19 protein-coding genes are annotated in these 22,921 nt (G+C 44.8%); 11 read left to right on the forward strand and 8 right to left on the reverse strand.

The annotated features are described in order from the left end of the window. Positions 1-59: 59 nt before the first annotated feature. From DUN60_RS23800 to DUN60_RS23810, 3 genes are all read right to left on the reverse strand, one after another. Positions 60-1,283 (reverse strand): MFS transporter, encoded by a 1,224-nt coding sequence (locus DUN60_RS23800; RefSeq protein WP_114635666.1) that lies wholly within the window; start codon positions 1,281-1,283, stop codon positions 60-62. Continuing rightward, entirely contained in the window at positions 1,280-2,485 is a 1,206-nt protein-coding gene (locus DUN60_RS23805; RefSeq protein ID WP_114635781.1) for a D-alanyl-D-alanine carboxypeptidase family protein, read from the reverse strand. Before DUN60_RS23805 ends, DUN60_RS23800 begins: the two co-directional genes overlap by 4 nt. Positions 2,486-2,547: 62 nt before the next feature. Continuing rightward, positions 2,548-3,984 (reverse strand): Mur ligase family protein, encoded by a 1,437-nt coding sequence (locus DUN60_RS23810; protein ID WP_114635667.1) that lies wholly within the window; start codon positions 3,982-3,984, stop codon positions 2,548-2,550. A 153-nt stretch (positions 3,985-4,137) separates the two neighbouring features. On the opposite strand from DUN60_RS23810, the gene DUN60_RS23815 reads away from it, so the two are divergent. Then, positions 4,138-5,076: a LysR substrate-binding domain-containing protein gene (locus DUN60_RS23815; protein ID WP_167409386.1), complete on the forward strand. Its 939-nt coding sequence runs from the start codon at positions 4,138-4,140 to the stop codon at positions 5,074-5,076. A 296-nt stretch (positions 5,077-5,372) separates the two neighbouring features. Continuing rightward, positions 5,373-6,536 (forward strand): amino acid permease, encoded by a 1,164-nt coding sequence (locus DUN60_RS23820; RefSeq protein WP_114635669.1) that lies wholly within the window; start codon positions 5,373-5,375, stop codon positions 6,534-6,536. Between the two features lie 160 nt (positions 6,537-6,696). Here DUN60_RS23820 and ohrR read toward each other — a convergent pair whose 3' ends face one another. Further along, positions 6,697-7,134: a transcriptional regulator OhrR gene (gene ohrR / locus DUN60_RS23825; RefSeq protein ID WP_208638367.1), complete on the reverse strand. Its 438-nt coding sequence runs from the start codon at positions 7,132-7,134 to the stop codon at positions 6,697-6,699. Positions 7,135-7,261: 127 nt separating this feature from the next. On the opposite strand from ohrR, the gene ohr reads away from it, so the two are divergent. The 4 genes from ohr to DUN60_RS23845 all read left to right on the forward strand — a co-directional run bounded on the left by ohr (position 7,262) and on the right by DUN60_RS23845 (position 10,476). Beyond that, positions 7,262-7,684, forward strand: a complete 423-nt coding sequence (gene ohr / locus DUN60_RS23830) for an organic hydroperoxide reductase Ohr (protein WP_114635671.1) — start codon at positions 7,262-7,264, stop codon at positions 7,682-7,684. 199 nt (positions 7,685-7,883) lie between these two features. Further along, the gene (locus tag DUN60_RS23835; RefSeq protein ID WP_054546255.1) at positions 7,884-8,192 is read left to right on the forward strand and encodes an ArsR/SmtB family transcription factor; all 309 of its coding nucleotides are present in this window, start codon (positions 7,884-7,886) and stop codon (positions 8,190-8,192) included. A gap of 154 nt (positions 8,193-8,346) precedes the next feature. Then, a complete protein-coding gene (locus DUN60_RS23840; protein ID WP_114635672.1) occupies positions 8,347-9,687 on the forward strand; it encodes an aldehyde dehydrogenase family protein in 1,341 nt (446 codons plus the stop codon). Positions 9,688-9,696: 9 nt separating this feature from the next. Further along, entirely contained in the window at positions 9,697-10,476 is a 780-nt protein-coding gene (locus DUN60_RS23845) for a 2OG-Fe(II) oxygenase family protein (protein WP_114635673.1), read from the forward strand. A 92-nt stretch (positions 10,477-10,568) separates the two neighbouring features. Here the strand turns inward: DUN60_RS23845 and DUN60_RS23850 are convergent, their stop codons facing one another. Next, positions 10,569-12,548, reverse strand: coding sequence for a methyl-accepting chemotaxis protein (locus DUN60_RS23850; protein WP_114635674.1), 1,980 nt, complete (start codon positions 12,546-12,548; stop codon positions 10,569-10,571). A gap of 401 nt (positions 12,549-12,949) precedes the next feature. On the opposite strand from DUN60_RS23850, the gene DUN60_RS24635 reads away from it, so the two are divergent. Both DUN60_RS24635 and DUN60_RS23855 read left to right on the forward strand, forming a co-directional pair. Next, on the forward strand, positions 12,950-13,123 hold the full coding sequence (locus tag DUN60_RS24635; protein WP_162838716.1) for a hypothetical protein: 174 nt from the start codon (positions 12,950-12,952) through the stop codon (positions 13,121-13,123). Between the two features lie 152 nt (positions 13,124-13,275). Beyond that, positions 13,276-13,860, forward strand: coding sequence for a TetR/AcrR family transcriptional regulator (locus tag DUN60_RS23855; RefSeq protein ID WP_065206324.1), 585 nt, complete (start codon positions 13,276-13,278; stop codon positions 13,858-13,860). A 107-nt stretch (positions 13,861-13,967) separates the two neighbouring features. Here the strand turns inward: DUN60_RS23855 and DUN60_RS23860 are convergent, their stop codons facing one another. Further along, positions 13,968-15,839: a fructose-specific PTS transporter subunit EIIC gene (locus tag DUN60_RS23860; protein ID WP_114635675.1), complete on the reverse strand. Its 1,872-nt coding sequence runs from the start codon at positions 15,837-15,839 to the stop codon at positions 13,968-13,970. A 227-nt stretch (positions 15,840-16,066) separates the two neighbouring features. On the opposite strand from DUN60_RS23860, the gene DUN60_RS23865 reads away from it, so the two are divergent. Both DUN60_RS23865 and DUN60_RS23870 read left to right on the forward strand, forming a co-directional pair. Further along, the gene (locus DUN60_RS23865) at positions 16,067-16,405 is read left to right on the forward strand and encodes a PTS fructose transporter subunit IIB (RefSeq protein ID WP_054546249.1); all 339 of its coding nucleotides are present in this window, start codon (positions 16,067-16,069) and stop codon (positions 16,403-16,405) included. 8 nt (positions 16,406-16,413) lie between these two features. Then, positions 16,414-17,187 (forward strand): PTS sugar transporter subunit IIA, encoded by a 774-nt coding sequence (locus DUN60_RS23870; protein WP_114635676.1) that lies wholly within the window; start codon positions 16,414-16,416, stop codon positions 17,185-17,187. Positions 17,188-17,383: 196 nt separating this feature from the next. On the opposite strand, the gene DUN60_RS23875 is transcribed toward DUN60_RS23870, so the two are convergent. Continuing rightward, positions 17,384-19,162, reverse strand: coding sequence for a sodium:solute symporter family transporter (locus DUN60_RS23875; protein WP_017090435.1), 1,779 nt, complete (start codon positions 19,160-19,162; stop codon positions 17,384-17,386). Positions 19,163-19,714: 552 nt separating this feature from the next. Next, on the reverse strand, positions 19,715-20,554 hold the full coding sequence (locus DUN60_RS23880; protein ID WP_114635677.1) for a helix-turn-helix transcriptional regulator: 840 nt from the start codon (positions 20,552-20,554) through the stop codon (positions 19,715-19,717). Between the two features lie 378 nt (positions 20,555-20,932). Here DUN60_RS23880 and DUN60_RS23885 point away from each other — a divergent pair, with 378 nt between their 5' ends. After that, entirely contained in the window at positions 20,933-22,837 is a 1,905-nt protein-coding gene (locus DUN60_RS23885; protein WP_114635678.1) for a PTS fructose transporter subunit IIABC, read from the forward strand. The last annotated feature ends 84 nt before the right edge of the window (positions 22,838-22,921 follow it).

Consider the following 22,921-nt stretch of genomic DNA (forward strand, 5'->3'; position numbering starts at 1 on the left):
GATAATAAGAGCGAAACGCCAAACTACCGAGTGGTATCTACGACAACGGATCTTTCCATTTACGACAAACCATTTCTAAGTGCTGCATCTTTGATAGAGGCATACATCAAACAACTCACAACACATACCCCACCCATGATGAGATAACCCGCGCTCACACCAAAGAATTTCACGCTCACCCCCGCGATCAAATAAGTGAACAACCACCAGAAATGCGTTAAAGAGAAGTGCACTGCAAAATACGGGGCGGTGTCTTCTCCCTCGCACGCTTGGGTGATCAATAGGCCTGCGGAAGTTTGAATACAAGACATCCCTACTCCCATGGCTAAACACATTACGCCAAAGCCGACCCAACCAGGCGTGAAGCTACCCACCACAAAAGAGGCACAAATTGTCAGTAAACCTATCCAGTGGAAATGTTGAGGAGAATGATTTTCTAGCCACTTAGGTAACCGAAGCGCCATCAACATAGAACCCAAGCCAACAACCATCATCGCTAATGCGGTTTGCGTTTCGTCACCATGCAGCACTTCATGCACATAGATAACCGTATTCACCAGCACCATCGCAGAAGCACTGGCCGCTGCCAGATACGCAAACCATAAAGCTCTCAATTTAGGTTTGTTCAAATAATTGCGCAGCCCTTGTATCACACTAAGTTCCTGAGTTTTATAAGCTGACTCAGTTACTCGTTTCATATTCGGAAGTGTGCACAGCAAGATCAAAACCCCAGACAGCAAAAAAGTAGCAGCATCAAGCATGAACAGCTGCCTAAAACCAATTAAGCTCAGCAATAAGGCCGTCAGCATTGGACTAAAGATCTGTTCAAGATCGTAAGCCATTCGGCTGAACGACAGTGCTTTCGCATACTGTGTTTTATCCACCAACACCAACGGCAACGTGGATTGAAACAACGGCGTAAACCCCGCCGAACATGCATTGATAAGAAACATCAACACATAGACTTCCCACACTTCAGTGACAAACGGCAAGCATACAAATAGCAACGCCCTAATCAAATCGAGCGCGACCAAAGTCCGTCTTTTCGGTAACTTATGTGCGATAGCACCAAATACCGGGGCTAATCCAATGTACGCAAACATCTTCAACGCGAAAGCAATACTCAGCACCATACCTGCGTCATCACCCGACAGTTCATAAGCGAGCAACGCTAAACAGATAGAGCTCATGCCCGTGCCGACCAAAGAGATAATCTGCGCAGACAGCAGGCGTATATAATCTCGGTTGCGCCACATTGGAGTCGTGCTCATTTCAGTGATCATTCGTTCACCTCAATCCGACCCATCAAGTCAGAGAATAGCCCACCGAACCAAAGTTTGACGCTGTCCCAAAGTCGCACCATCCAAGAGCCTTGTTCTACAGTTTGATCTGCGACTAAAGCGTAACTTGCCACCTTAGTACCGTTGCTCTTCCAGACGACTTTGCCCACCTCAGATCCCTGCTCAACAGGCGCAATAAGCGGATCAATCATTACCACAGATTTTTTCAGCGAATCGACTAACCCTCTAGGCATAGTCAGGTACGCATCTTCGGCTATCTTGGCACTAACTTGTTCGATATCCCCCTTCCACACTCGCACCTGAGATTCGACTTGATTCTGCTGCATCACTTGTTTGGTATCGTAGAAACGAAATCCATAACTCAGTAGGTTCTTTGAAGCCGTGGTTCGTGCTTGCGGGCTATTGGTACCCATCACGACCGATATCAACCGCATCTTACCTTCCGTCGCAGAGCTGACTAAGCTGTAGCCAGCATTCTCGGTGTAACCCGTTTTACCACCATCGACGTTAATGGACTTGTCCCAAAGCAGTTTGTTTCGATTGTATTGAGTGATCTCATTCCATTTGAATAGACGCTCTTGGTATAACGCATAAACGTCTGGTACATCCTTGATGATCGACCGCATCAAAATCGCCATATCAAGCGGAGAAGTTTGGATGCCTTCGCCATCTAAGCCATGCGCATTCACAAAGTTAGTATCTTGCAGCCCAAGCGATTTCGCCCAACCATTCATTAGGCTAACAAAAGCTTGCTCACTTCCCGCGATGTGTTCGGCCAAAGCGACAGAAGCATCATTACCCGACTGAATGATCACCCCTTTCATGAGGTTCGAGACCGAAATCTCGTCTCCAGGCTGAATAAACATCTTGGATGACTCTGAAAATTTTGCCGACCACGCATTTTCACTGACCGAGACTTTATCCTGCCATGTCAATCTACCGGACTTAATCTCTTGTCCAATCACATAAGCCGTCATCAACTTCGTCAAACTGGCGGGCGCTAAGATCGCGCGTGAGTTTTGCTTTGCAATGATGGTGCCTGATTGAAAGTCCATTAAAACATAACCGTTGGCGGGCAACTCTGGCGGATTGGGCGTTACCACCGCCAAGCTTGGTGCACTGATCCCTGCTAACGTTAACCAAGCCAACGCTAACCGCCATCGAAGCTTCGCTTTAAACTTCATTTTCGTCTTTGCTACCACAACAAAATATGAGATGACTCTGAACTTCACTACAAAGACCTGACTCATAGCGTCTCCTCCAAAGTCAGTGCCGCAACATCGCCGATATAACATTGTCGACCCACTTGATTAGTCGTGATGTATTGATGAGTTTCCGAGCCTTTACCGCAAACCAAGATAAGATCGCCCCTTCGACTCAATTGCTTAGCGACCTGAATCGCCTCATGGCGATCACTGATTTCATAGCAAAGCGTACTACTCACTTGCGAAGTTAATGCACGGAAAATATCCTCCTGCATTTCGCCAAGTGGGTTGTCTGAGGTGAAAATAACAACATCAGAATGGGTAGCGCATAACTTCCCAATGTCAGCTGCATCCCGTATTCGGTCGCCCGTAACACCGACGACCGTTATCACTCGCTTAGCCAACTGAGAGTGAATGCCTTGGTAGAGAGCCGAAAGGCCATCAAAGTTATGTGCATAATCCACTAAAGCCAAAGCGCCATTGTCTAGCGATAGATACTTTGAACGCCCGTCAGGTGCAACAACACCATTCAGCGCGTTTGCGATGTCCGATAACGACCACTTCAATGTCAACAGGGTTGCTGCCATCGCTAAGGCATTCTCGACATTAAACTGAAAGGGAAGTTGGCTAAAAACAGGCTCCTTTCTACCTTGATTATTGAGAATAAAAGTAGCGCCAAATTGCTCAACCTTCAGTTGTTCAACATAAATATCCGCCTCTGGATTGTGCATTGAGAATGTCACAACATTCACTCGGCTGCTTGCTCGTTCTATCGCAACATTGGCATGCGCATCATCTAGGTTGATCACCGCAAAACCATTGGGTTGAATTCGATCTAAAATCTGAAGCTTCGCCTGAACATAGCCATCAACCGTTCTGTGATAATCAAGGTGGTCACGGCCAATATTGGTGATCACCCCAACAGACAACGGTACAAATCCGGCTCTGTCTTGCACCAATGCATGACTGCTTAACTCCATAACGTTATCCGTGACCTGCGCTTCAGCCATATCCTTAAATAAGTTCAACAGAGTGACACCGTCTGGTGTGGTATTACTCAGCTCTTGTTTCTTGCCCGCGAACTCCACACCGAGCGTTCCAATGTAGGCGCTCCGTTGCTTGTGCTTGAGGATCTGATTCAAACCATGAGCAACGGTCGTTTTTCCATTTGTTCCGGTAATACCAATGTGATTAATCTTCTTATGTGGGTATCGATAAAAAGCCTTAATAAGCAACAAGCTTTGGTAATGACTTCCAGTCACCAACACAGGCACCGATGCTGAAACAGGTTTTGTTGCAATAATGGCAACCGCCCCATTCGCAATCGCACTTTCAATATAGCGATGACTGTCATGAGCAGCCCCTTCGCGGCAAACAAACACACCCTGAGACTCAATATGCTCACTGTTTGTTGAGAAGCGCCTAATCGACAGTGCGCTCAGTTGTTTTAAAAAGCCTTTCAATTTGTCACTCAACATCCACTTGTCCCTTAAGTTAGCTAGGATTTCTTGATTAAGTTGAGTATATTTTGCTGACCAACATCGATAAAATTGAACAAATCAATCCAAGTTATTAGTCAGATTGATAACTTGAATTCTTTTGTGTTACCTCTACCAGATGCGAGTATTGCTGTGAAAGATCTTAATTGGCGTGGAATCGACCTCAACCTACTGCTGACTTTTGATGCACTTTTTCGTTTAAAGAGTGTTTCTGCAGCCTCAAAAGAACTGCACTTGGGACAGCCAGCCACCAGTTATAACCTCAAGCGGCTCCGTGAGTTATTGGGTGACCCTCTGTTTGAAAGGCAAGGCAATAAAATGCAGCCGACCGTGAGAGCACATGAAGTCGCCCCAAAAGTTCAGCAAATTTTGTCGATTTTCACACAAGATATTTTACCTGCTGAGCAATTTGAGCCACAAAACTACACAGGTCAGTTCATCATTGGCGTCAGTGATTATGCAGAGCAGATCTTTGGCCCAGACATTTTCGACACGCTTCAGAAACTTGCTCCTCAAAGTAAGGTTCTGCTCAAGCCTGTCGACAGTGCAAATTGCGTAACGTTACTCGAAGATCAAGATACTGACTTATGCATTGGCGTATTTCAGGAGCTACCAAACCACCTCAACACCACCTTTCTTTACCGAGAAAAACACCTGTGTACCTTTGATAACAAGATATTGAATACCAAACTTCCAATTCCGCTAGACACCTACTTAGACACACCGCAAATGATCATTACGGCGAATCAAGAGTTAACCAGCCAAGTCGACAGCACATTGGAAAAAATGGGAGTAAAACGAAATGTGGTACTTGGGACGACCCGTTTTCTAACGATTCGTAGGATGCTTTCAGGAAGAAATCTGTTGGCTGTAATGGCCGAGATGGTCGGTCGTTCTGAGTTAATTGACGATGACTTGGTGTTATGCGACCCGCCGATTGATATCCCTGACTTTGATATCGATATGGTGACTTTAAAACGCAACGCGAACCACCCTCGAATTCAGTTTCTGACGCAACTCGTCCAAAACCTCATTCAAGATAAAGTGAGAGAGCTAAGATTAATCAGATAAGTACAAATCGAGGCCAATTCTACAAATATTCAAGCTCCATTTTATGGTCGAATCCGCTCGAACTTGAATTGCCAAGCAATTTATAAACGTTAATCGATCGATAAATACAATCACAAGAAAAATACAAGCAACGACAACCAATCATTCAAAGAGATGCATTTGCAATTTTTTTAGAAAATTTCAAAAATTATTAGAATTTAATCCCTAACTCTAATGAGTATTTTGTTAGTCTTGGAAACAATTATTTACAATCCAAAGAAAAATTATTTGGATCGCTAGAGGTTGTTTTTTTGAATATGAAATTATTCGGCAGTTCTTTGATTCTTTCAGGAACTGCATTAGGGGCTGGTATGCTTGCCATTCCCATGGTGTTGGCCCAATTTGGCTTCATGATCAGCTCAGTGCTTATGCTGCTTATCTTTATTGGCACCACCTACTCAGCACTCCTCCTCGCAGAAGCGTGCACCAAAACCAAAGACAACAGTGGAATGAGCAGTGTTGCTTACCTGACTTTGGGCAGCAAAGGTAAACACTTTATCAATGCACTCTTTTACTTGCTGTTGGTGTGCATGCTCATCGCTTATATCTTGGGTGTCGGCGACATCATTCATAAGCTACTGCTCGATGTCGGCGTAGACATCTCTGCATCCGCTGCTTATACCGTTTTCAGCCTATTAATGGGTGTGATTGTGGTGGCGGGTAAGTCGTATATCGACAAACTAAATCGCGGTTTATTCATCACGATGGTGGTGATGCTGCTTATCGTTATCGCCTCTTTGTTTAGCAACATTCGCCTTGATTACCTGACTCAAGCTAGCAAATACACAGCTAATGACGTGGTGCAGTACAGCGCGGTTATCTTTACCAGCTTTGCCTCTATGGTGGTGATTCCGTCACTGGTTATATACAACCGAGAAGCGACTCAAAAGCAGATCCGCAATATGATTCTGCTAGGCTCTGTGATTCCACTAATCTGCTACCTCACTTGGTTATTCGCGATTATTGGCAACCTTGGTACAGACGCTATCAGCCAATTCCATAACATTTCAGAACTGATCTCGGCGTTTAGCGGGCAGTCTTCTTGGCTGAAAGTAGTGATTGCGCTGTTCTCAGTATTGGCATTGGTAACCTCTTTCCTTGGTGTGTCTATGGCGATGTACGACCAAAACAAAGATGCAGTCACCAGCAACAAAGCATTGGCTTATGCCCTAACCTTCGTTCTACCTTTGGTATTAGCTGAGTTATTCGCTAGCCAATTCGTGAGCATGTTGGATTACGCGGGGATGGTGTTGGTGTTCTTAGCTATCTGGGGACCACTTGCAATGGTGGTTAAAGTTCGTAGGCCAGACTTTCCTCACCTACAGACTCAAGGCAGCTATACCGCAGCCGGTGGTGACACGGCACTTATCGCAACATTTGGTTTTGGTGCGTTGATTTTTATCTCTTGGTTTATGGGTTAATTCTCAAACTAATACAATATCTAGTGACCATTTCAACGGTAGTCGATACCAAAAAAGCCCGTGAGCATTACTCTGGATTAGCAATGACCGCTAATTAGTAGTAAAGGCTTATGGGCTTTTCATTTTCTGATTATCATTGCCGAGAACTAAAAGCCCTCTCTCATTTGGTCAAATTACCAAGCAATTGCTCACACTGTGCTTTTAGCGATTTAAGCTCATCTTCATTCATCTGAGAAAGACACAGCATTTCAACTGGCACGGTTTGCGCTTGCTCTTTGAGCTCTACCCCGGCAGGTGTCAGCGTAATAACCCGAACTCGTTCATCTTCAGCACTGCGAGTTCTAAGCACATAACCTTTCGCTTCCAAACGCTTGAGTAATGGCGTCAACGTCCCTGAATCTAAATGCGTTTTTGCGCCTAGCGCTTTGACATTTATCTCTTTTTCTTCCCAAAGCACCATCATCACAATGTACTGCAAGTAAGTAAGATCAAGCGCTTTCAGTAAAGGTTGATACGCCCTACTCATTGCATTCGACGCACTATACAACGCAAAACACACCTGATTATCCAGCTTTAGATAGTCATCTTGGTCGCTCATGATCACCTCACCAATAAATTAAATTGTGCACAATATACTTGCGCGCTCAAATTTTATCAATTAAGCTAGCTTTAAAATTAAGTTGTGTGCAATTTAATTTTACACAATTCAAATAAGGACTAAAACAATGACAACACTCTACACAACTTCTGCAACAGCAACGGCAGGTCGTAATGGCCAAGTATCAACTGATGACAATCTACTCTCAGTGGCATTGAGCTACCCTAAAGAGATGGGCGGTTCAGGTGAAGCGACCAACCCAGAACAGCTATTTGCTGCGGGCTATTCTGCGTGCTTCTCAAACGCGTTGCTTCATGTAGCGAAAGAGATGAAGATTAAGATCGCATCAGCGCCAACAACCGCAACGGTAGGCATTGGTCCAAATGAGAATGGTGGCTTTGCTTTAACCGTTTCACTAGCCGTTGAACTCGATTTAGATCAGGAACAAGCTGTGACGCTTGTGAAAACGGCGCACCAAGTCTGCCCATATTCAAATGCAGTTCGTGGCAACATTAATGTGAGATTGTCGGTTAACGGACAAGCGCTTTAGTTCTTGGTTCTTGGTTCTTGGTTCTTGGTTCTTAAAGCATAGAACGAGAACCTAGAGCTTAACTATGAAAATCAACACGCCGACGATAAACGTGAATGACATTCTTACCTCAATGTAGCGAAATTAGAATATCGAGATATTGCGATACCTTGTTTTAAAGAGTATATTTCACGTTAATCGAAAACAGCAGCCAAACGCCATGTCAGATATGAATGAAGTTTTAAAGTCAATCAACAACCCTGTACGCAGAGATATTCTTCATTGGCTTAAGTCGCCTCAAGAGCACTTTAACCTAGAGAAACAACTCGTTGATACCGATGTTGAGGGGGTATGCGTTAGCATTATTCAAGAGAAGAGTGGCTTATCCCAATCGACCGTTTCTTCTTACCTCTCGAACCTGCAGCGTGCAAAGTTGGTTACTTCAAAACGCATTGGCTCGTGGACGTACTACAAGCGTAATGACGAATACATCGAGACGTTTTTAAAAGAGTTATCTAACTCACTCTAACAAGCAGAATCAAAACAGACTGGGTGGATAACGCCGTCCATTTTAATCTTGTCTATTTTCAGAAGATTAGATATCGAGATTTCTCGATATCTAGCTATTAAGATATGGCATTAAATAGAAAAAATATATGAAAAATTAAACGGAGTTGGTAAACATGAGCAAGTCTATTCAATCTTTTAATCCTAGTAATGGAGAACTACTTGGAGAGGTCAATAACGCCTCTAGAGATGAAGTAGTTCAAACGGTTCGCCAATCAAAGGCAGCACAAAAAGCATGGAGAAAACTCCCGATAAATGAGCGCGTGCGAACCATTATTAGAGCTTACCAACACCTTGATCAGCATGCAGACTCCTTCTCAGAATTACTTGCCCGAGAAATGGGTAAAGATATTGGTCGTGCGATTGGCGAAGCAACAGGCGCGATTTATATGGGTCAGCATTATGCAGGAGAAGCACAACGCGCGCTCAACACTCGCAAATTGTCGGGGTCAACAGAGCTTCAATATCGCCCACTTGGGGTTGTCGGTGTAATCTCTCCTTGGAACTACCCGGTGATGATGGCAAATAACCTCATCGTGCCTGCGTTAGTCGCGGGTAATACCGTGATTCTAAAACCTTCTGAAGAGACCCCTCTTATCGCTCAAGCATTCTTTGGTGAGCTACAGAAACACCTACCCGAAGGCGTATTAACAATTTTGCATGGCGATCGCGAAACGGGTAAGGCTTTAGTTGAAGGTGACATTCAAATGATTGCGTTCACCGGCTCTAAAGCGGCAGGCCAAGACATCATGGTTCGTGCAGCAAGCAAAGTGAAACGCCTTGTAATGGAGCTGGGCGGCAAAGACCCCATGATAGTGATGCGCGATGCTAACTTAGAACAAGCAGCTCGCTTTGCCGTCGCAGGCAGCTTTGAGAACTCAGGGCAAATGTGTACTTCGATTGAACGTATCTATGTTGATGATCGTATCGCTGAAAAATTTGAACAACGTGTCACCGAGATCGCCAACATGTACCAGATTGGCCCGTGGGATATGCCGAACGTAAATATCGGGCCAATCATCAATGCCACGCAACATGGAAAAATCGTTGAACAATTAAAAGACGCACAACAAAAAGGGGCTACTTTCCTTCTAGGCGGTATTGAACAACCCGAGCGTTATATCCGCCCTACGGTTATCACCGGAATGACAGCAGAAATGAAACTGGAGACAGAAGAAACCTTTGGTCCAATTGTTGCTATCAGTCGTTACTCAAATATTGATGATGCCATTGAGCGCGCTAATGACAGCGAGTACGGGTTGGGTGCCGTGGTGTTCGGAAACCAAGGCGTCAATGACGTTGCTGACGAACTTGATGCTGGCATGGTTGGCATTAATCAAGGACAAGGCGGCAGTGGTGATGCTCCATGGGTTGGTGCGAAACAGAGTGGCCTTGGTTACCACGGCTCGGTTGACGGGCACCGTCAGTTTGCACAAGTAAAAGTGGTTTCAAAATAAGGGTTCATGATGAATAACGAACAGAACTTCTACGTTGTTAGACGAGAATCAGGCACTCAGCGCAGTGACCTACCAGTATGGGCACCAAAATCGGCTAATCCATTTGCACTTGATAAGAACGTTAACGCGGTATCACGCGTTGAAGTAGACAACGTTCCCGGTGCTTTCCAGTTGCGAGATGTGCTGCTTCCTGAAGAGGTTAAGCGGATACTTAATGAAGCGAACCAACTTGGTTTTACAGAAGATGCCGCAGTTTCTTTACCGAGAGAAGTTCGTCACAATCAGAATCTCAACTTGATCGCGGATACTGAAACCCTCGACATTATTTGGAAGCGTTGCAAAGATCATTTCGTTGATAAGTACGACCATTTTGCTGGTGTGAAACCTCTAGGCATTAACGGTCGTTTTCGATTTTATCGCTACGATGAAGGGGATTTCTTTAAAATGCACACGGATGGCTCTTGGCCCGGTAGTCAAGTTGTCGATGGAGAACTGATCGATGACTCTTTTGGCGACCGTTGGAGCATGTATACCTTTTTACTTCTCTTGAGTGATGATTTCGTCGGTGGCGAAACCCAATTCATGGTTAGCCATGATGACCCGAGTAAGCCTGCTCGTCGTCAAGGGCATCATCATGAGAGTGCAGATATAGAATCGGTTAGAACACCCAGTGGTAGTGTCCTGTGTTTTCCTCACGGTACTCACCCTGCTCATTGTATACACGGCTCAGCACCGATACTTTCTGGGACAAAATACATTATTCGCACAGACGTACTATTCGAGCTCTAAGCGACTCTACTGGTCGTTTTTACTCCTAAAAAAATGTCCCGCACTAGGCGGGACATTTTTATATAAGATAGAAAGCTTCTAGCTCTGAGCTGCTAACTCTTAAACGTATTCGAGAGCTCTTTCAGCGATGTTGCCAATTCTGCTTGTTCTTTGGCTGTTGCTGCAATTTGCGTTGCGCCCGTCGTCGACTCGGTCGACTTCTGCTCAACTGCCACTACGTTCTGAGCAATGTCTTGTGTCACGACCGCTTGCTCTTCTGTTGCCGTTGCAATCTGCTCTGTCATGCTGAATATCTCGCTCACAGCACTAGAAATATCTTGTAGCGTTTGTTCTACTTCTCGCGAATCTTCAACCGCTCTTGATGACATTTTCTTACTGTTCTCAATCACATTGAACGCCGTTTGAACATCAGACTGTAGCGAACTAATGAAGCCTTCAATTTCCAACGTCGACTCTTGAGTGCGTTGAGCCAATGTACGAACTTCATCAGCTACCACCGCGAAACCACGACCTTGTTCACCTGCACGTGCCGCTTCGATCGCTGCGTTTAGTGCTAACAAGTTTGTTTGATCAGCAACCGACTTAATCACATCGATAACGCTGTTAATGTTATTGCTGCTTTCGTGTAGGTGGGTAATTTTCTCAGCTAAGCCGTTAATCTCAGATGCCAAGATTTCAATCGATTCATAAGAGTGTTGAACTGTGCTCAAGCCGGCTTGTGACTGTTGGTCCACCATTTTCGCCGAAGTTGCCGTTTGCTGCGTTTTAGCCGCGACTTCATTCACGGTTGCCGAAAGCTCTTCAGTTGCCGTTGCAATCAGCCCAATTTGGTCTTGTTGCTCAACTAATGTATTGGAGTTGTATTGGCAAGTTTGCGCCGTCTCTTCTGCTGCCGAAGCGAGTGTTAAGCTTGATTGAGACAAGTTATCGATCACCTGAGAGAACTTCTCTAACGTTTCGTTAAGCGATGAAGATATCTGACCAAGCTCGCTCTCACCCAAGTAAGTTGCGCGAACCGTTAGGTCATTGTCATCACGAACCTTTGAAAGCACTAAATTCAGGTCTTTGACTCGAGTGGTTAGGTCTGTAATGGCTTTGAAACTGACAAAGGTTGCAAACAAAGTAATCACAACAAACATCGTGATACTGCCCATCATTGCTGATTGAGCTTGCTGAGTTTTCTGATCAGTCAATGCAATAAGAGAGTCTGCCAGTTGGTTCTCGGTCTTCTTCAGCTGAACAATGCGCGCCGTTGATTGCGCGAACCAATAGACAGGGTCGACATCAAATCCGCTCATTTTCGATTCAGCCACATCACGAAGCTTCTCGACTTCCGCGACCGAGCGGTCATTCAATTGTTGTTCAAAAAAGCGAACATTGTCTGGGTTACCCAGAACTTCAAAGTTCGAGAAATAGGTATTTTGCTCAGTCACCAAAGAGATGAATTTAACCAACATACCTGGGCCAAATTCATTTTTAGAAAAGGTGTTGTTGAGGACAGCACGCTCGATACCCGCACGCTCTTTACCTTGCAAGAAATTGTAGTAAGCGATGGTTTCAGTAGTAATCGTCGAGTCTGAGCTCAGTTCCGCAATCAAAGCCGATACACTAAGCAGTTTTGCATTCAGTTTTGTGTAGTAACCTAACGCCTCAGAGAGTGGAATTGATTGAGAATCCACTCGGTTTCGAATCGTGGTTATTTGATTAAGGCTTTGGCTTATTTCACTGTTCAAGCGATTGATCTGTGGCAGATCGATATCAGCCGACTGCCAGTATTCGTTTCTCTGATCACGTCGACTATCCGCACTAGTACGTTGTGAACGTAATTCACTCACAAATTGAGTGCCTTGAGAGCCGATAAAGCCAGCCGTCATGCCTCGCTCTTTTTGCAACTCATGTACCAATTCACTGTAAACAACCGACAAGCGTGTCAGTTGATTCAATGATGACATTTCACTCGTCGTTTCTACGCCTTTTGAAATCGCAGAAACACTGAGCCATAGAAACCCTAAGATCGGCAAAATAAGCAAAGCAATAATTTTTTGCTTAAAAGACATATCGGATAATTTCATTTTTATTCCCTAGCAGCTAACAAATCTCTATCTGTCATGTAATTAGACACACTTCTAAACCGGCATACCCTTGTTGAGATCATATAATTATTCAGTTTTAACAATTACCGTTCTATATCGACGGCAATCGATAAATCTAACACTTAACCTTACAAAACTCATTGATTTATTTATAAAACTGCAAGCTATGCAACCTTAGTAGCCAGACAAATGCGTGCAACAACATTTTATTGGCGGAGTGACTAAAAATTGACAGCTTTTGCATAACCATAAAGAGGTAGATCGGCACTCGCAGTATAATCTTTACCAAACAATGCACTCGCGATCATCTATAAATTCAACATCAAATATGTATAATGCCGATCTCTTAAAAATAACGTAGATGCATAATTAGAGGTTTTATGAATTGTCCTGCTTGCGAAGAAAACATTGGATGGGAGTGGGTAGAAGAGGCAGCAATTGAACCCAACGAAGAATTCAACTGCCCAGAATGCGATGAAACTCTAATGTATACCATTGATGAAGGCACCTATTACGGCGCGCAACATAAAACTGTAGAAGTAGTCGACGCGTAATACAGCCTTGTGGCTACACACTGGCCACTTTATTTCAAATACTTAGCAAATAACTAAACTAAGCGGCTTACTTTCTTGCTGGCTCTTCTTTACTAGAACGGGCGTTCAGCATAAAATATTGAACATATGTTCAGATTAATGAAGTAGATATTATGGCCAAGACAGCGAAGTTCGATAGACAAGATGTAGTAGATAAAGCAACGAACCTGTATTGGGAAAAGGGCTTTCACGCCACTTCTATGCGCAATCTACAAGACGTGATTGATATGCGTCCGGGCAGCATCTACGCGACTTTTGGCAGCAAAGAAGGCCTATTTAAGGAAACTCTTGCTCGTTATACCGAGCTTGGCATTCTCAATCTGAACCGCTTCCGCAGTGAAACGGACTCGCCGATTAAAGCACTCGAAAATTTTGTAAAGCGCGCAGTCGTCGAATCTAAACAGAGCTCTCCTAACGGCATGTGCATGTTAGCTAAAACGGTTGCTGAACTGACTGACGAGCACGCAGAATTATTAGCAGAAGCGAAGAAATCATTAAAGATCATGGAAGGTGAATTCGCCAAGTTGATAGCTGAATCACAAGATCTAGGCGAGATAAGCAAAGAGCGAGAACCCGCTCAGCTTGCTCGTCATGTTCAAGTTCAAATCGCTGGCCTGCGTACCTATGCGAAAACATGCGACGACATCGAATTACTCAACTCGATGGTTGAGGACGTATTTAAGTACCACCCTTTTTAGAGACTGAACTTATATAAGCTCAGACCATATAAAAAGACGCCCAAGTATTATTATCAATACTTGGGCGTCTTTTTATTTATCGCTTTTCAGCCAATCTCAAGAGCCGGTTACTTTGATACTTTCGTCATGATTAACGCTTGCGCATTAAGCATCGCTTCCTTAGTACTAACATCTAAGGTTTTCACGTTCGCAAAGCGCTCGACTTCTTTGATTGCCACATCGTGAGCAAAAATCACTAGCCTAGCTTTTTCAATATCTTTTTGTGTAATGCGATTGCCTATCCCGTTTGCACCTTGTGTTTCGACTTTTATCCGAACCCCAAGATGATGTGCTGCCTTTTCCAAAGACTTAGCCGCCAGAAAAGTGTGCGCGACACCTGACGGGCAAGAAGTAATAGCAAGTACATCAGCTTGCCCTTCTTCCGTGACCGAACCACCCGCAAATTGATTAGAGCGAGACTCATCTTCAACCACATTCTTTTTAAGCAGTATCACGATCGCAGCCGTCGTCAGTGCACCCGCTAACGTCCCAACAATGTAGCCAATCTTGCCATCAACCACAGGCAAAACAATCCAGCCCCCCCAAGGAGCATGGTTTACTACATGGAACATAAAGCCAACCACGTTACCGACAATGCCACCAGCCACAACCGCAGGCAGAACACGCGCAGGATCGGCCGCTGCAAATGGGATTGCACCTTCACTGATGCCAATCATTCCCATAATACCTGCCGCTTTACCTGCTTCGCGTTCGTCTCGTTTAAACTTCTTCGGCGATAAGAAAGTCGCCAGCGCCATACCTAATGGGGGTGTACAAATGGCAATGCCAACGCCCCCCATTAACCATGGCTGAGTATTCACCTGAGTTTGTGCAAACAGCGTGGCTACTTTGTTGATTGGGCCGCCCATATCAAACGCGGTCATTGCACCTAGAATGCTACCCAGCACCACTTTTCCTGAGCCAGCCATGCCAGTCAGCATTTGATTCATCTCAAGCATCACCTGCGCAATGGGGGCACCAATCACCCACATCACAGCCCCACAGGTAACAAAAGTGCCGACAAGCGGATAAATGAAGATAGAGCTCAGCGAGATCATGCTGTCTGGCAGCTTGATCTTCTTAAGTAGATTAACCACAAAGCCTGCGAAAAAGCCGACCACAATCGCACCAAGGAAACCAGTGTTGTATTGATTAACCGCCACCCAAGAACCAATCATGCCTGGTGCTAAACCCGGTTTGTCTGCCATTGAATACGCGATGTAACCGCCGAGCACGGCGGTAAAAAGCGTTAAGCCCGCAATACCCATTTGTGCAATGTCAGCCAGAACGCCGCTCTCTGGAACGGCACCGTGACCAGACATCATTACAGATAAAGACAATAGAACACCGCCCGCGACCACGAATGGAATCATGTGTGAAGTGCCGTACAACAAGTGTTCTTTAAGGCGATTGAGAGATTGAGCCCAAGGGCTGAGCGGCTCGATGTACACTTCATGATAGTTGGAGGCGTAGCTGTCGAAAGAGTCAGAATTGGCTTCGAGAAACAACTCTAAAGCTTCCTCTACCGACTCCATCGCCTTTAATTTTGTAACAAAGTCATCTTCAATCAGTTTGGTCGATATTTGAGCCAATACCTCGATATGATGACCATCATTGTTATCGGGTGAAGCGAGCATGAAGAACACATCAGACAATTCACCACCGTCGGCCCCATAATCGATTCCAGAACGACTGATACCAACGGCGACAGCAGGTTTAGCTACGGCTTTACTTTTCGCGTGTGGAATCGCAATACCATCATCAAATCCAGTATTACCTATAGCTTCACGCTTCCAGATATCATCAAGGAAATCACTTTTACTCGAGAGCTTACCGGCACGGTCGAGCAGTTCAACAAGCTCTTCAAATACCGCCTGTTTCGAGTCTGCCTGTAATTCCAAGCAGATAATCTCTGGCTCGATAATGTTAGTGATATCCATATGCTGCCTCGTACGAGTGCCGATTTAAGTAAATGAGCTAAAGAAGTTAATGAGATGAAAAGATTAACGACGCAAGGCTTCTCAATATATAGGACGAAAAGTGCATTAACTGGATAATTGTAACCAAGAACTCAGAGTGTGACGTCCACCTTTGAATTAAAAACGGCAATCCATAAAATCCACAGATTCGGATAATAGTATCTGATCCACACAAGCCGAGAATAATAATGAGAATTGTAGCGGTAACTGCGTGCCCTACAGGCATTGCCCATACCTACATGGCAGCGGATGCATTAATTAAAACTGCCCCTAAGTTCAACGTTTCAATCAAGGTTGAAACGCAAGGTGCTATGGGTATTGAAAACTTACTAACAGATCACGACATCGTGCAAGCTGATAAAATCCTGATCGTCTCCGATATCGACATTGAACAACCAAACCGATTTGATCCTGCGAAAACCGTGTTGATCTCAATGGAGGAAGTACTGTTAAGCGTCGAAAAGGTCTTTATCAAGCATTGTCGTGACCTAAAACCTTGTCGTGATACGAAGCCTTGTCGCAGCTAATCCTCGGTATGAACGAATATCAGATCACCTTCTTCGTAGACGACCCAGCGGCTAATTCTCACGTTGCGCAGCCTCTCACCCGTTTAGCGAAGAAGTTCAAAAGTAACATCCGTATTATCAACATCACTCAAAATCGAACGGCCGATCTATCCAAATCTGTCGCGATGTTACAAGCCGGTCTACTTCGTGGTGATTTATGTCAGATAACCGCTGTTGGTATCGATGCGGAACTGGCGTGCTTTGTTCTTAAAGACATAATCGCCGAGCATTACGCCATGGTTGGATCGCAAGTAAACCATGAGTTCTCTAACGATTTGATTCAGCGTATGCCGCAGATATGCCCACCTTGCGAGATCAAATGGCATCATGCCAAAGCACAAACCCAATTAACCAAATTCGAATGCTTAAAAGGACTCGCTCACTTAGTTCACCCAAACGATCCTGATGAGCTTATTCTGGCCTTTATTAAGCGAGAGGAACGCTCGTCTACGTGTGTATCCCCGGGAATCGCACTTCCACATGTAATGTTTGAATCGACTCAAGATCTCTCGATTGCGGTCATCGTCAGTGACGACCCGATTGATTGGGCGTCTCAAATTGGCCAAGTACACGTTGCCATTGCTCTTGTTCTGCCAACCAAACCACAGCGTGAGCACATTGTGGCGGCGACCAACCTAACTCGAAACCTGCTTCACGATCAGGTCAATGAACGTCTGCAAAAGACTCGAAGCAGTGTCGACCTGCAAGCCCTGTTGATGTATATCTCATCTCGTCTTATCTAATTTTTATTCTAATTCACCCCATCTAATTCATCCCCATCTAATTCAACTGTTCTGGTCAAGTTCAGCGAATCCATTTATCTCCTGTTATGACACCTATCCAACCCTTCTATGCTCATTTGCTCACACAACAAAAAACGGCTGAGCATTAGAGCTCAGCCGTTTTATGTTTGATTACTTGTTTAACTGGTTAGCTAACTTAAGCTGTTTTTTTCGCTTGTTTCGCATCCTCAACCGAGTCGTCTACAGCTTTCACTAACAGTAGACCAACGATAAACACGATACCACCACACAGTACGAACATCATTCTTCCCCAGAATGGGTTTGGTAGAGCAAACATCGCCATCACAGCTACACCAGACACTGCGATCAATGAACCCAGCATGTGACGTTGTTTGTTATCCAGTTTCTTCTGTGCTGTTGATTCAGAAACCAAAGGTGTCGCAAGGTTAGTGAAGAAGGTATCAACATCTTTCTGACGAGACGCTTCTAGTGGTTTGTAGAACAAAGTCGACAGAATGAAGAAGCCGCCAGTAAACGTTAAGTGAGCAATCAGACCTACCGCTACTTTCAAATCAGACCATTCACGGCCTGTTAGCGGCTCAAGGTTGAACCAGTTTTGTAGCATTTCAGCGGTAATAACGAAACCAACGATGTAAGACACAATCGCGCCAACGACTAGCGTACCCCAACCTGCCCAGTCTGGAGTCTTCTTAATGAAGAAGCCACAAAATGCTGGAATGGTCATAGGGAAACCAATCAAGGCACCTACGTACATCATAGTATCGAACAAACTCAATCCTTTCAGCGAGTTGATAAACAGTGCGATAAGGATGATGGCGACGCCGAAGACCGAAGACATCAACTTAGACACAACCATCAACTCTTTCTCTGTCGCGTTTGGACGAAGAATCGGTTGGTAGAAGTTGATAACAAAGATACCTGAGTTACGGTTTAAGCCTGAGTCCATAGAAGACATGGTTGCTGCGAACATCGCTGCGATAAGAAGACCCACCATACCCGCTGGCATGTATTGCTCTACGAAGTAAAGGTAAGCGAAGTCGCCTGCTTTAGAACCTGCATCTGGGTAATGTGCTGCAAGGTCAACGCCTTGTCCTGCTACAAACCAAGGTGGCATGAACCAAATGATTGGACCAATTGTCATCAGAATACACGCCAACAGCGCCGCTTTCTTCGCGTTCTTAGAGTCTTTTGCCGCTAGATAACGGTAAGAGTTCAACATATTGTTGGTGATACTGAACTGCTTGAAGAAGATGAAGAATGCCCAGATTCCGAAGATGCTTACGTAGTTCAGATTATTACCAGAAACGAATGATGCGCCTTCTGCTACAGGGAAGTCGTTGATGATCTCAGTGACACCGCCACCTTGCACAATAGCTACCGCAGCACACGTTACTGTTACCGCCATGATGATAACCATCTGCATGAAGTCAGACGCAATAACCGCCCATGAACCGCCAGTAACCGACATCACCAGTACAACAAGACCGGTTAGAACGATGGTTGTCGTCATATCGAAGCCAAAGATGCCCGATGCGATGATCGCCAAGCCATTTAGCCAGATACCTGCAGATACAATACTGTTCGGCATGCCAGACCAAGTAAACACTTGCTCGTTGAAGCTACCAAAGCGCATGCGTATCGCGTCAATTGGCGTTACTACACGCAGTTGACGGAATTTCGGAGCAAAGTACAGGTAGTTCATCAAGTAACCAAATGCGTTTGCTAGGAAGATAACCGCGACAGCCATACCATCAGCATACGCTTTACCTGCTGCACCGGTGAAAGTCCAAGCACTGAACTGAGTCATAAACGCAGTTGCGCCAACCATCCACCAAAGCATGTTACCGCCCCCGCGGAAATAGTCACTGGTTGTACTGGTGAACGTTCTAAACATCCAACCTATTGCGATAAGGAAAAGGAAATAAATTCCTACGATCAGAGTATTGAGTTCCATGTATAAGTCTTCTTTATTATTAATATCTGAAGAGCATATTATCCGTAGAAATCTTAATTTGTAGTATTATAAGTCAAGGTTGTGATGGGGCATATAAACCTGAATATTTAATTTCAAGGCATTAATTACGCGCTAGTAAATAAAGAATAAGCCGATACAAGGTAAACATTTAAAATCAATAACTTAAAATCACATCAATCAGTAACTCGGACAACAATAACAATATTTTGTCGTCTCGATAAGTGGTTTTTAATTTACTTAACATTCATTAAATGCATCGCGTTAATACATCAACTCTCACACGTTTAATTCAATCAATAGGGAGCGGAAATAATAAGCAACTCGCAAAGCTAACCCTTAATGTTATTAATTAGGGTTATTTAGTGAAGTGGGATAAATAGAAAAACGAGCTTAGAGATGAAGCGTAGGAATAAACACTAGAGGAGAACACAAAGCAAATGGATCACCACAGATCGGAGTCAGCAATGATGATCTAGTCATACAAATTTCGGTCGTATAAGCTCAGGTCAGAAAAGGGAATTTTAGGATATATCAGATTGACCCACGATATTGTGTCGGTGTTCTTCCTGTTCGGTTTTTGAACACTCGACAAAAGTAATTCACGTCCTTGAAGCCACAACGCACCGCCACTTCATTGAGCTTGAAGTTGTACTTTTTGAGCATGAACTTGGCACGGTCGACTCGCACGCGTGTGATGTATTCTGCCAGCGTCATATGGCCCTGCTGGCGGAACATTCGTGACAAGTGATTGGATGAAATACTAAAGCGTGAGGCAATGCTGTCTCGGGTTATTTGGCGATGGAAGTTCTCTTGAATGTAGATACAAATCCCCTGATACACATCCTGCACTCGGCTGTGAGACTTCTCGACCGGCGCATCCAACATCGACTTACTGTATTGAAGAAGAGCCTGTAGCAATAACTCATCCATAGGCTGCTTGTTGCTCTCTCTTGCTAGTGAGCTAAGCGCCTCTAGAATGTTATCAATCGCAAACCCAGATCGAGTCTGAATACTGTGCTTTTGAATATCATAGAAACTCTCTTCCCCTTTGCGCTTACTCACCAAACTTAAACCAAGCTGACGACGCCCAAACAACATGCTCAACACAGAACAATCGGTATCCCAATTAGGCTTATTCCAGCAGTTAGGCGGAATGAAAATCGCATCTCCGGCTTTGGCAATAACGTTAGTGATTTTGCGATCATGACTTTCCATTTCATTAATATACTCTCCGTCTAGAACCAACTCTAAACGCGGAAAGTTCACCTGATAACTAAAAGCTGAAGGAGTATGAAAATCTCCAGCAAACCAGATGTTATGAAACGGTTCTCTCTCATTTAGCACCGAGGAGATTAAGTCATGAAATATCATTATTCGTACTCTGATGGGCAGCAATAAGGCTACGAGAATAGATATACCCCTTAGTGAAACATAGCGCTATTGAGCAAAATCACAATTTGAGATCTAGGTTACAAAAATCCAGTCATAGAAATAAATATCCAGTCTAAAAACTGATATAGAACGTCATTTTCAAAATAGACCACTACGCCACAACCTTTATAAATAAAAGCCTCGTTGCATTATCAACGCTGTCAAGATAGCCCTAAAGTCGACTGTTATACCGATCAAAATCACACTCTTTTTAGAACGCAACAATCATCCAGTAAATGCATTTTTTCTGCACTACAGAAGGTGAGTGATCAATTCCAGAATACCCATTACAAAATAAAAACGTATTAGGGGTTCATTATGATCACGACATTGATCAATCAAGATTTGATTAAGCTTTCGCTTAGCGCTAATTCAAAAGAAGACGTATTTAAAGAGCTAATAGATGTGCTTTATGCACAGGGTCGAATTTCAGATAAAACACAATTTCTTGCCGATATTAAGGCGCGTGAAGCACAAGGTAATACTGGCTTTGAAGAAGGTATCGCCCTTCCACACGCGAAAAGTAGCGCGGTAATCAAACCCGCGGTTGTGATCGGCGTCCACAAGCAGGGCATCGACTACGGCGCAGATGACGGTCAGCCATCCAAACTCTTTTTTATGATTGCCTCTCCAGATGGCGGCGATAACCATCACATCGAAGTTCTAGCAGAGCTTTCTTCAAAACTGATTGAAGAAGGCTTTATCAAAAGCTTCATGAATGCCGACTCAGAACAAGCGGCGTTGGAACTACTGCTTACTAAACCTGAACCATCAACAACCGAAACCAACGTTGAGAAGCAAGGCTTCATCATTGGTGTTACAGGTTGCCCTGCAGGCGTTGCACACACTTATTTGGCAGCAGAAGCACTAGAGAAAGGCGCGGCGGCACTTGGTTACGACATCAAGGTCGAAACCAACGGTTCTATTGGTGTTAAAAACAGCCCAACTCAAGAAGAGATCGAACGTGCTGACGCGATTGTCGTGGCTTGTGACAAGCAGGTCGACATGGCGCGCTTTGCGGGAAAACGCGTCATCAGCACCAACGTAAAAGCACCAATCAAAGACGCACAAGGTTTAATTAAGCAAGCGCTCAACGCACCAAGTTATCAAGCAGACCAAGCGCCGACCAACCAATCTGTTGTAGAAAAAGCCTCACAAGCGCGTTCAGACCTTTACCGTTACTTGATGAATGGCGTATCACACATGATCCCATTCGTAGTAACTGGCGGCCTATTGATCGCACTTGCACTGGCCATTGGCGGCGAGCCAAGTGAATCCGGCATGGCGATTCCTGCGGGCAGCATGTGGAACCAAATTCTAGAAGTGGGCGTAGTTGCCTTCACCCTGATGATCCCAATCTTGGCTGGCTACATTGCTTACGCGATTGCTGACCGCCCTGCCCTAACCCCTGGCTTGATTGGCGGTTGGATTGCGAACAACGGTTCTTTCTACGGCGCTGACGCAGGTACAGGCTTCATTGGCGCAATCATCGCAGGCTTATTAGTCGGTTACTTCGTTAAATGGATTACCTCATTTAACTACCACAAATTCGTTCAGCCGCTTGTGCCTATCATGATCGCTCCGATCACTGGCTCTCTGTTCATCGCGGGTCTGTTCATCTTTGTGATTGGTGCACCTATCGCTGGGCTGATGGATGCACTGACTGCGCTGCTAACGAGCATGAGTACAGGCAACGTGGTTCTGCTAGGTATTGTCCTTGGTGGTATGGCTGGTTTCGATATGGGCGGTCCATTCAACAAGGTGGCGTTCCTATTCTCGGTCGGCATGATTGCGAGCGGTCAAACTCAATTCATGGGTGCAATGGCGTGTGCAATTCCTGTTGCTCCACTGGGTATGGCTATCGCAACCAGACTTGGCCGTAAGTTCGACCTATTCGAATCTTCTGAAATTGAAGCGGGTAAGGCAGCAGGTGCGATGGGCTTGGTGGGCATCTCTGAAGGTGCGATTCCTTTCGCAGCTCAAGACCCGATGTCGGTTATCCCTGCCAATGTACTTGGCTCAATGACGGCAGCGGTTATGGCGTTCTCGTTTGGTATCACCAACAGCGTTGCCCACGGTGGTCCCGTTGTGGCTCTGTTAGGTGCTATGAACTACCCACTGCTGGCACTTCTGTGCATGGCATCAGGTGCGGGTGTGACTGCGGTGACTTGTATCACGCTTAAAAATCTACGCAAAGCCAAGCTAACGACAGCAGCGGCTTAAGCCATTTCAACTCCAATGGCTTGAGCCCTTCGACTCTCTTTTTTTAGTAGCTAACACTTTAGTTGCAAATAGGTCGAATAGAGC

This window comes from Vibrio splendidus, assembly GCF_003345295.1.
Taxonomy (GTDB): domain Bacteria; phylum Pseudomonadota; class Gammaproteobacteria; order Enterobacterales; family Vibrionaceae; genus Vibrio; species Vibrio splendidus_K.

What these genes read in the sequence shown, in the direction of transcription:
- DUN60_RS23850 (WP_114635674.1), bottom strand. Translation starts at nt 12,548, where the DNA reads ATGAAATTATCCGATATGTCTTTTAAGCAAAAAATTATTGCTTTGCTT.
- DUN60_RS23800 (WP_114635666.1), bottom strand. Translation starts at nt 1,283, where the DNA reads ATGATCACTGAAATGAGCACGACTCCAATGTGGCGCAACCGAGATTAT.
- DUN60_RS23835 (WP_054546255.1), top strand. Translation starts at nt 7,884, where the DNA reads ATGTCAGATATGAATGAAGTTTTAAAGTCAATCAACAACCCTGTACGC.
- DUN60_RS23885 (WP_114635678.1), top strand. Translation starts at nt 20,933, where the DNA reads ATGATCACGACATTGATCAATCAAGATTTGATTAAGCTTTCGCTTAGC.
- DUN60_RS23805 (WP_114635781.1), bottom strand. Translation starts at nt 2,485, where the DNA reads ATGAAGTTTAAAGCGAAGCTTCGATGGCGGTTAGCGTTGGCTTGGTTA.
- DUN60_RS24635 (WP_162838716.1), top strand. Translation starts at nt 12,950, where the DNA reads ATGAATTGTCCTGCTTGCGAAGAAAACATTGGATGGGAGTGGGTAGAA.
- DUN60_RS23855 (WP_065206324.1), top strand. Translation starts at nt 13,276, where the DNA reads ATGGCCAAGACAGCGAAGTTCGATAGACAAGATGTAGTAGATAAAGCA.
- DUN60_RS23865 (WP_054546249.1), top strand. Translation starts at nt 16,067, where the DNA reads ATGAGAATTGTAGCGGTAACTGCGTGCCCTACAGGCATTGCCCATACC.
- ohr (WP_114635671.1), top strand. Translation starts at nt 7,262, where the DNA reads ATGACAACACTCTACACAACTTCTGCAACAGCAACGGCAGGTCGTAAT.
- DUN60_RS23870 (WP_114635676.1), top strand. Translation starts at nt 16,414, where the DNA reads ATGAACGAATATCAGATCACCTTCTTCGTAGACGACCCAGCGGCTAAT.
- DUN60_RS23810 (WP_114635667.1), bottom strand. Translation starts at nt 3,984, where the DNA reads ATGTTGAGTGACAAATTGAAAGGCTTTTTAAAACAACTGAGCGCACTG.
- DUN60_RS23840 (WP_114635672.1), top strand. Translation starts at nt 8,347, where the DNA reads ATGAGCAAGTCTATTCAATCTTTTAATCCTAGTAATGGAGAACTACTT.
- DUN60_RS23820 (WP_114635669.1), top strand. Translation starts at nt 5,373, where the DNA reads ATGAAATTATTCGGCAGTTCTTTGATTCTTTCAGGAACTGCATTAGGG.
- DUN60_RS23880 (WP_114635677.1), bottom strand. Translation starts at nt 20,554, where the DNA reads ATGATATTTCATGACTTAATCTCCTCGGTGCTAAATGAGAGAGAACCG.
- ohrR (WP_208638367.1), bottom strand. Translation starts at nt 7,134, where the DNA reads ATGAGCGACCAAGATGACTATCTAAAGCTGGATAATCAGGTGTGTTTT.
- DUN60_RS23845 (WP_114635673.1), top strand. Translation starts at nt 9,697, where the DNA reads ATGAATAACGAACAGAACTTCTACGTTGTTAGACGAGAATCAGGCACT.
- DUN60_RS23875 (WP_017090435.1), bottom strand. Translation starts at nt 19,162, where the DNA reads ATGGAACTCAATACTCTGATCGTAGGAATTTATTTCCTTTTCCTTATC.
- DUN60_RS23860 (WP_114635675.1), bottom strand. Translation starts at nt 15,839, where the DNA reads ATGGATATCACTAACATTATCGAGCCAGAGATTATCTGCTTGGAATTA.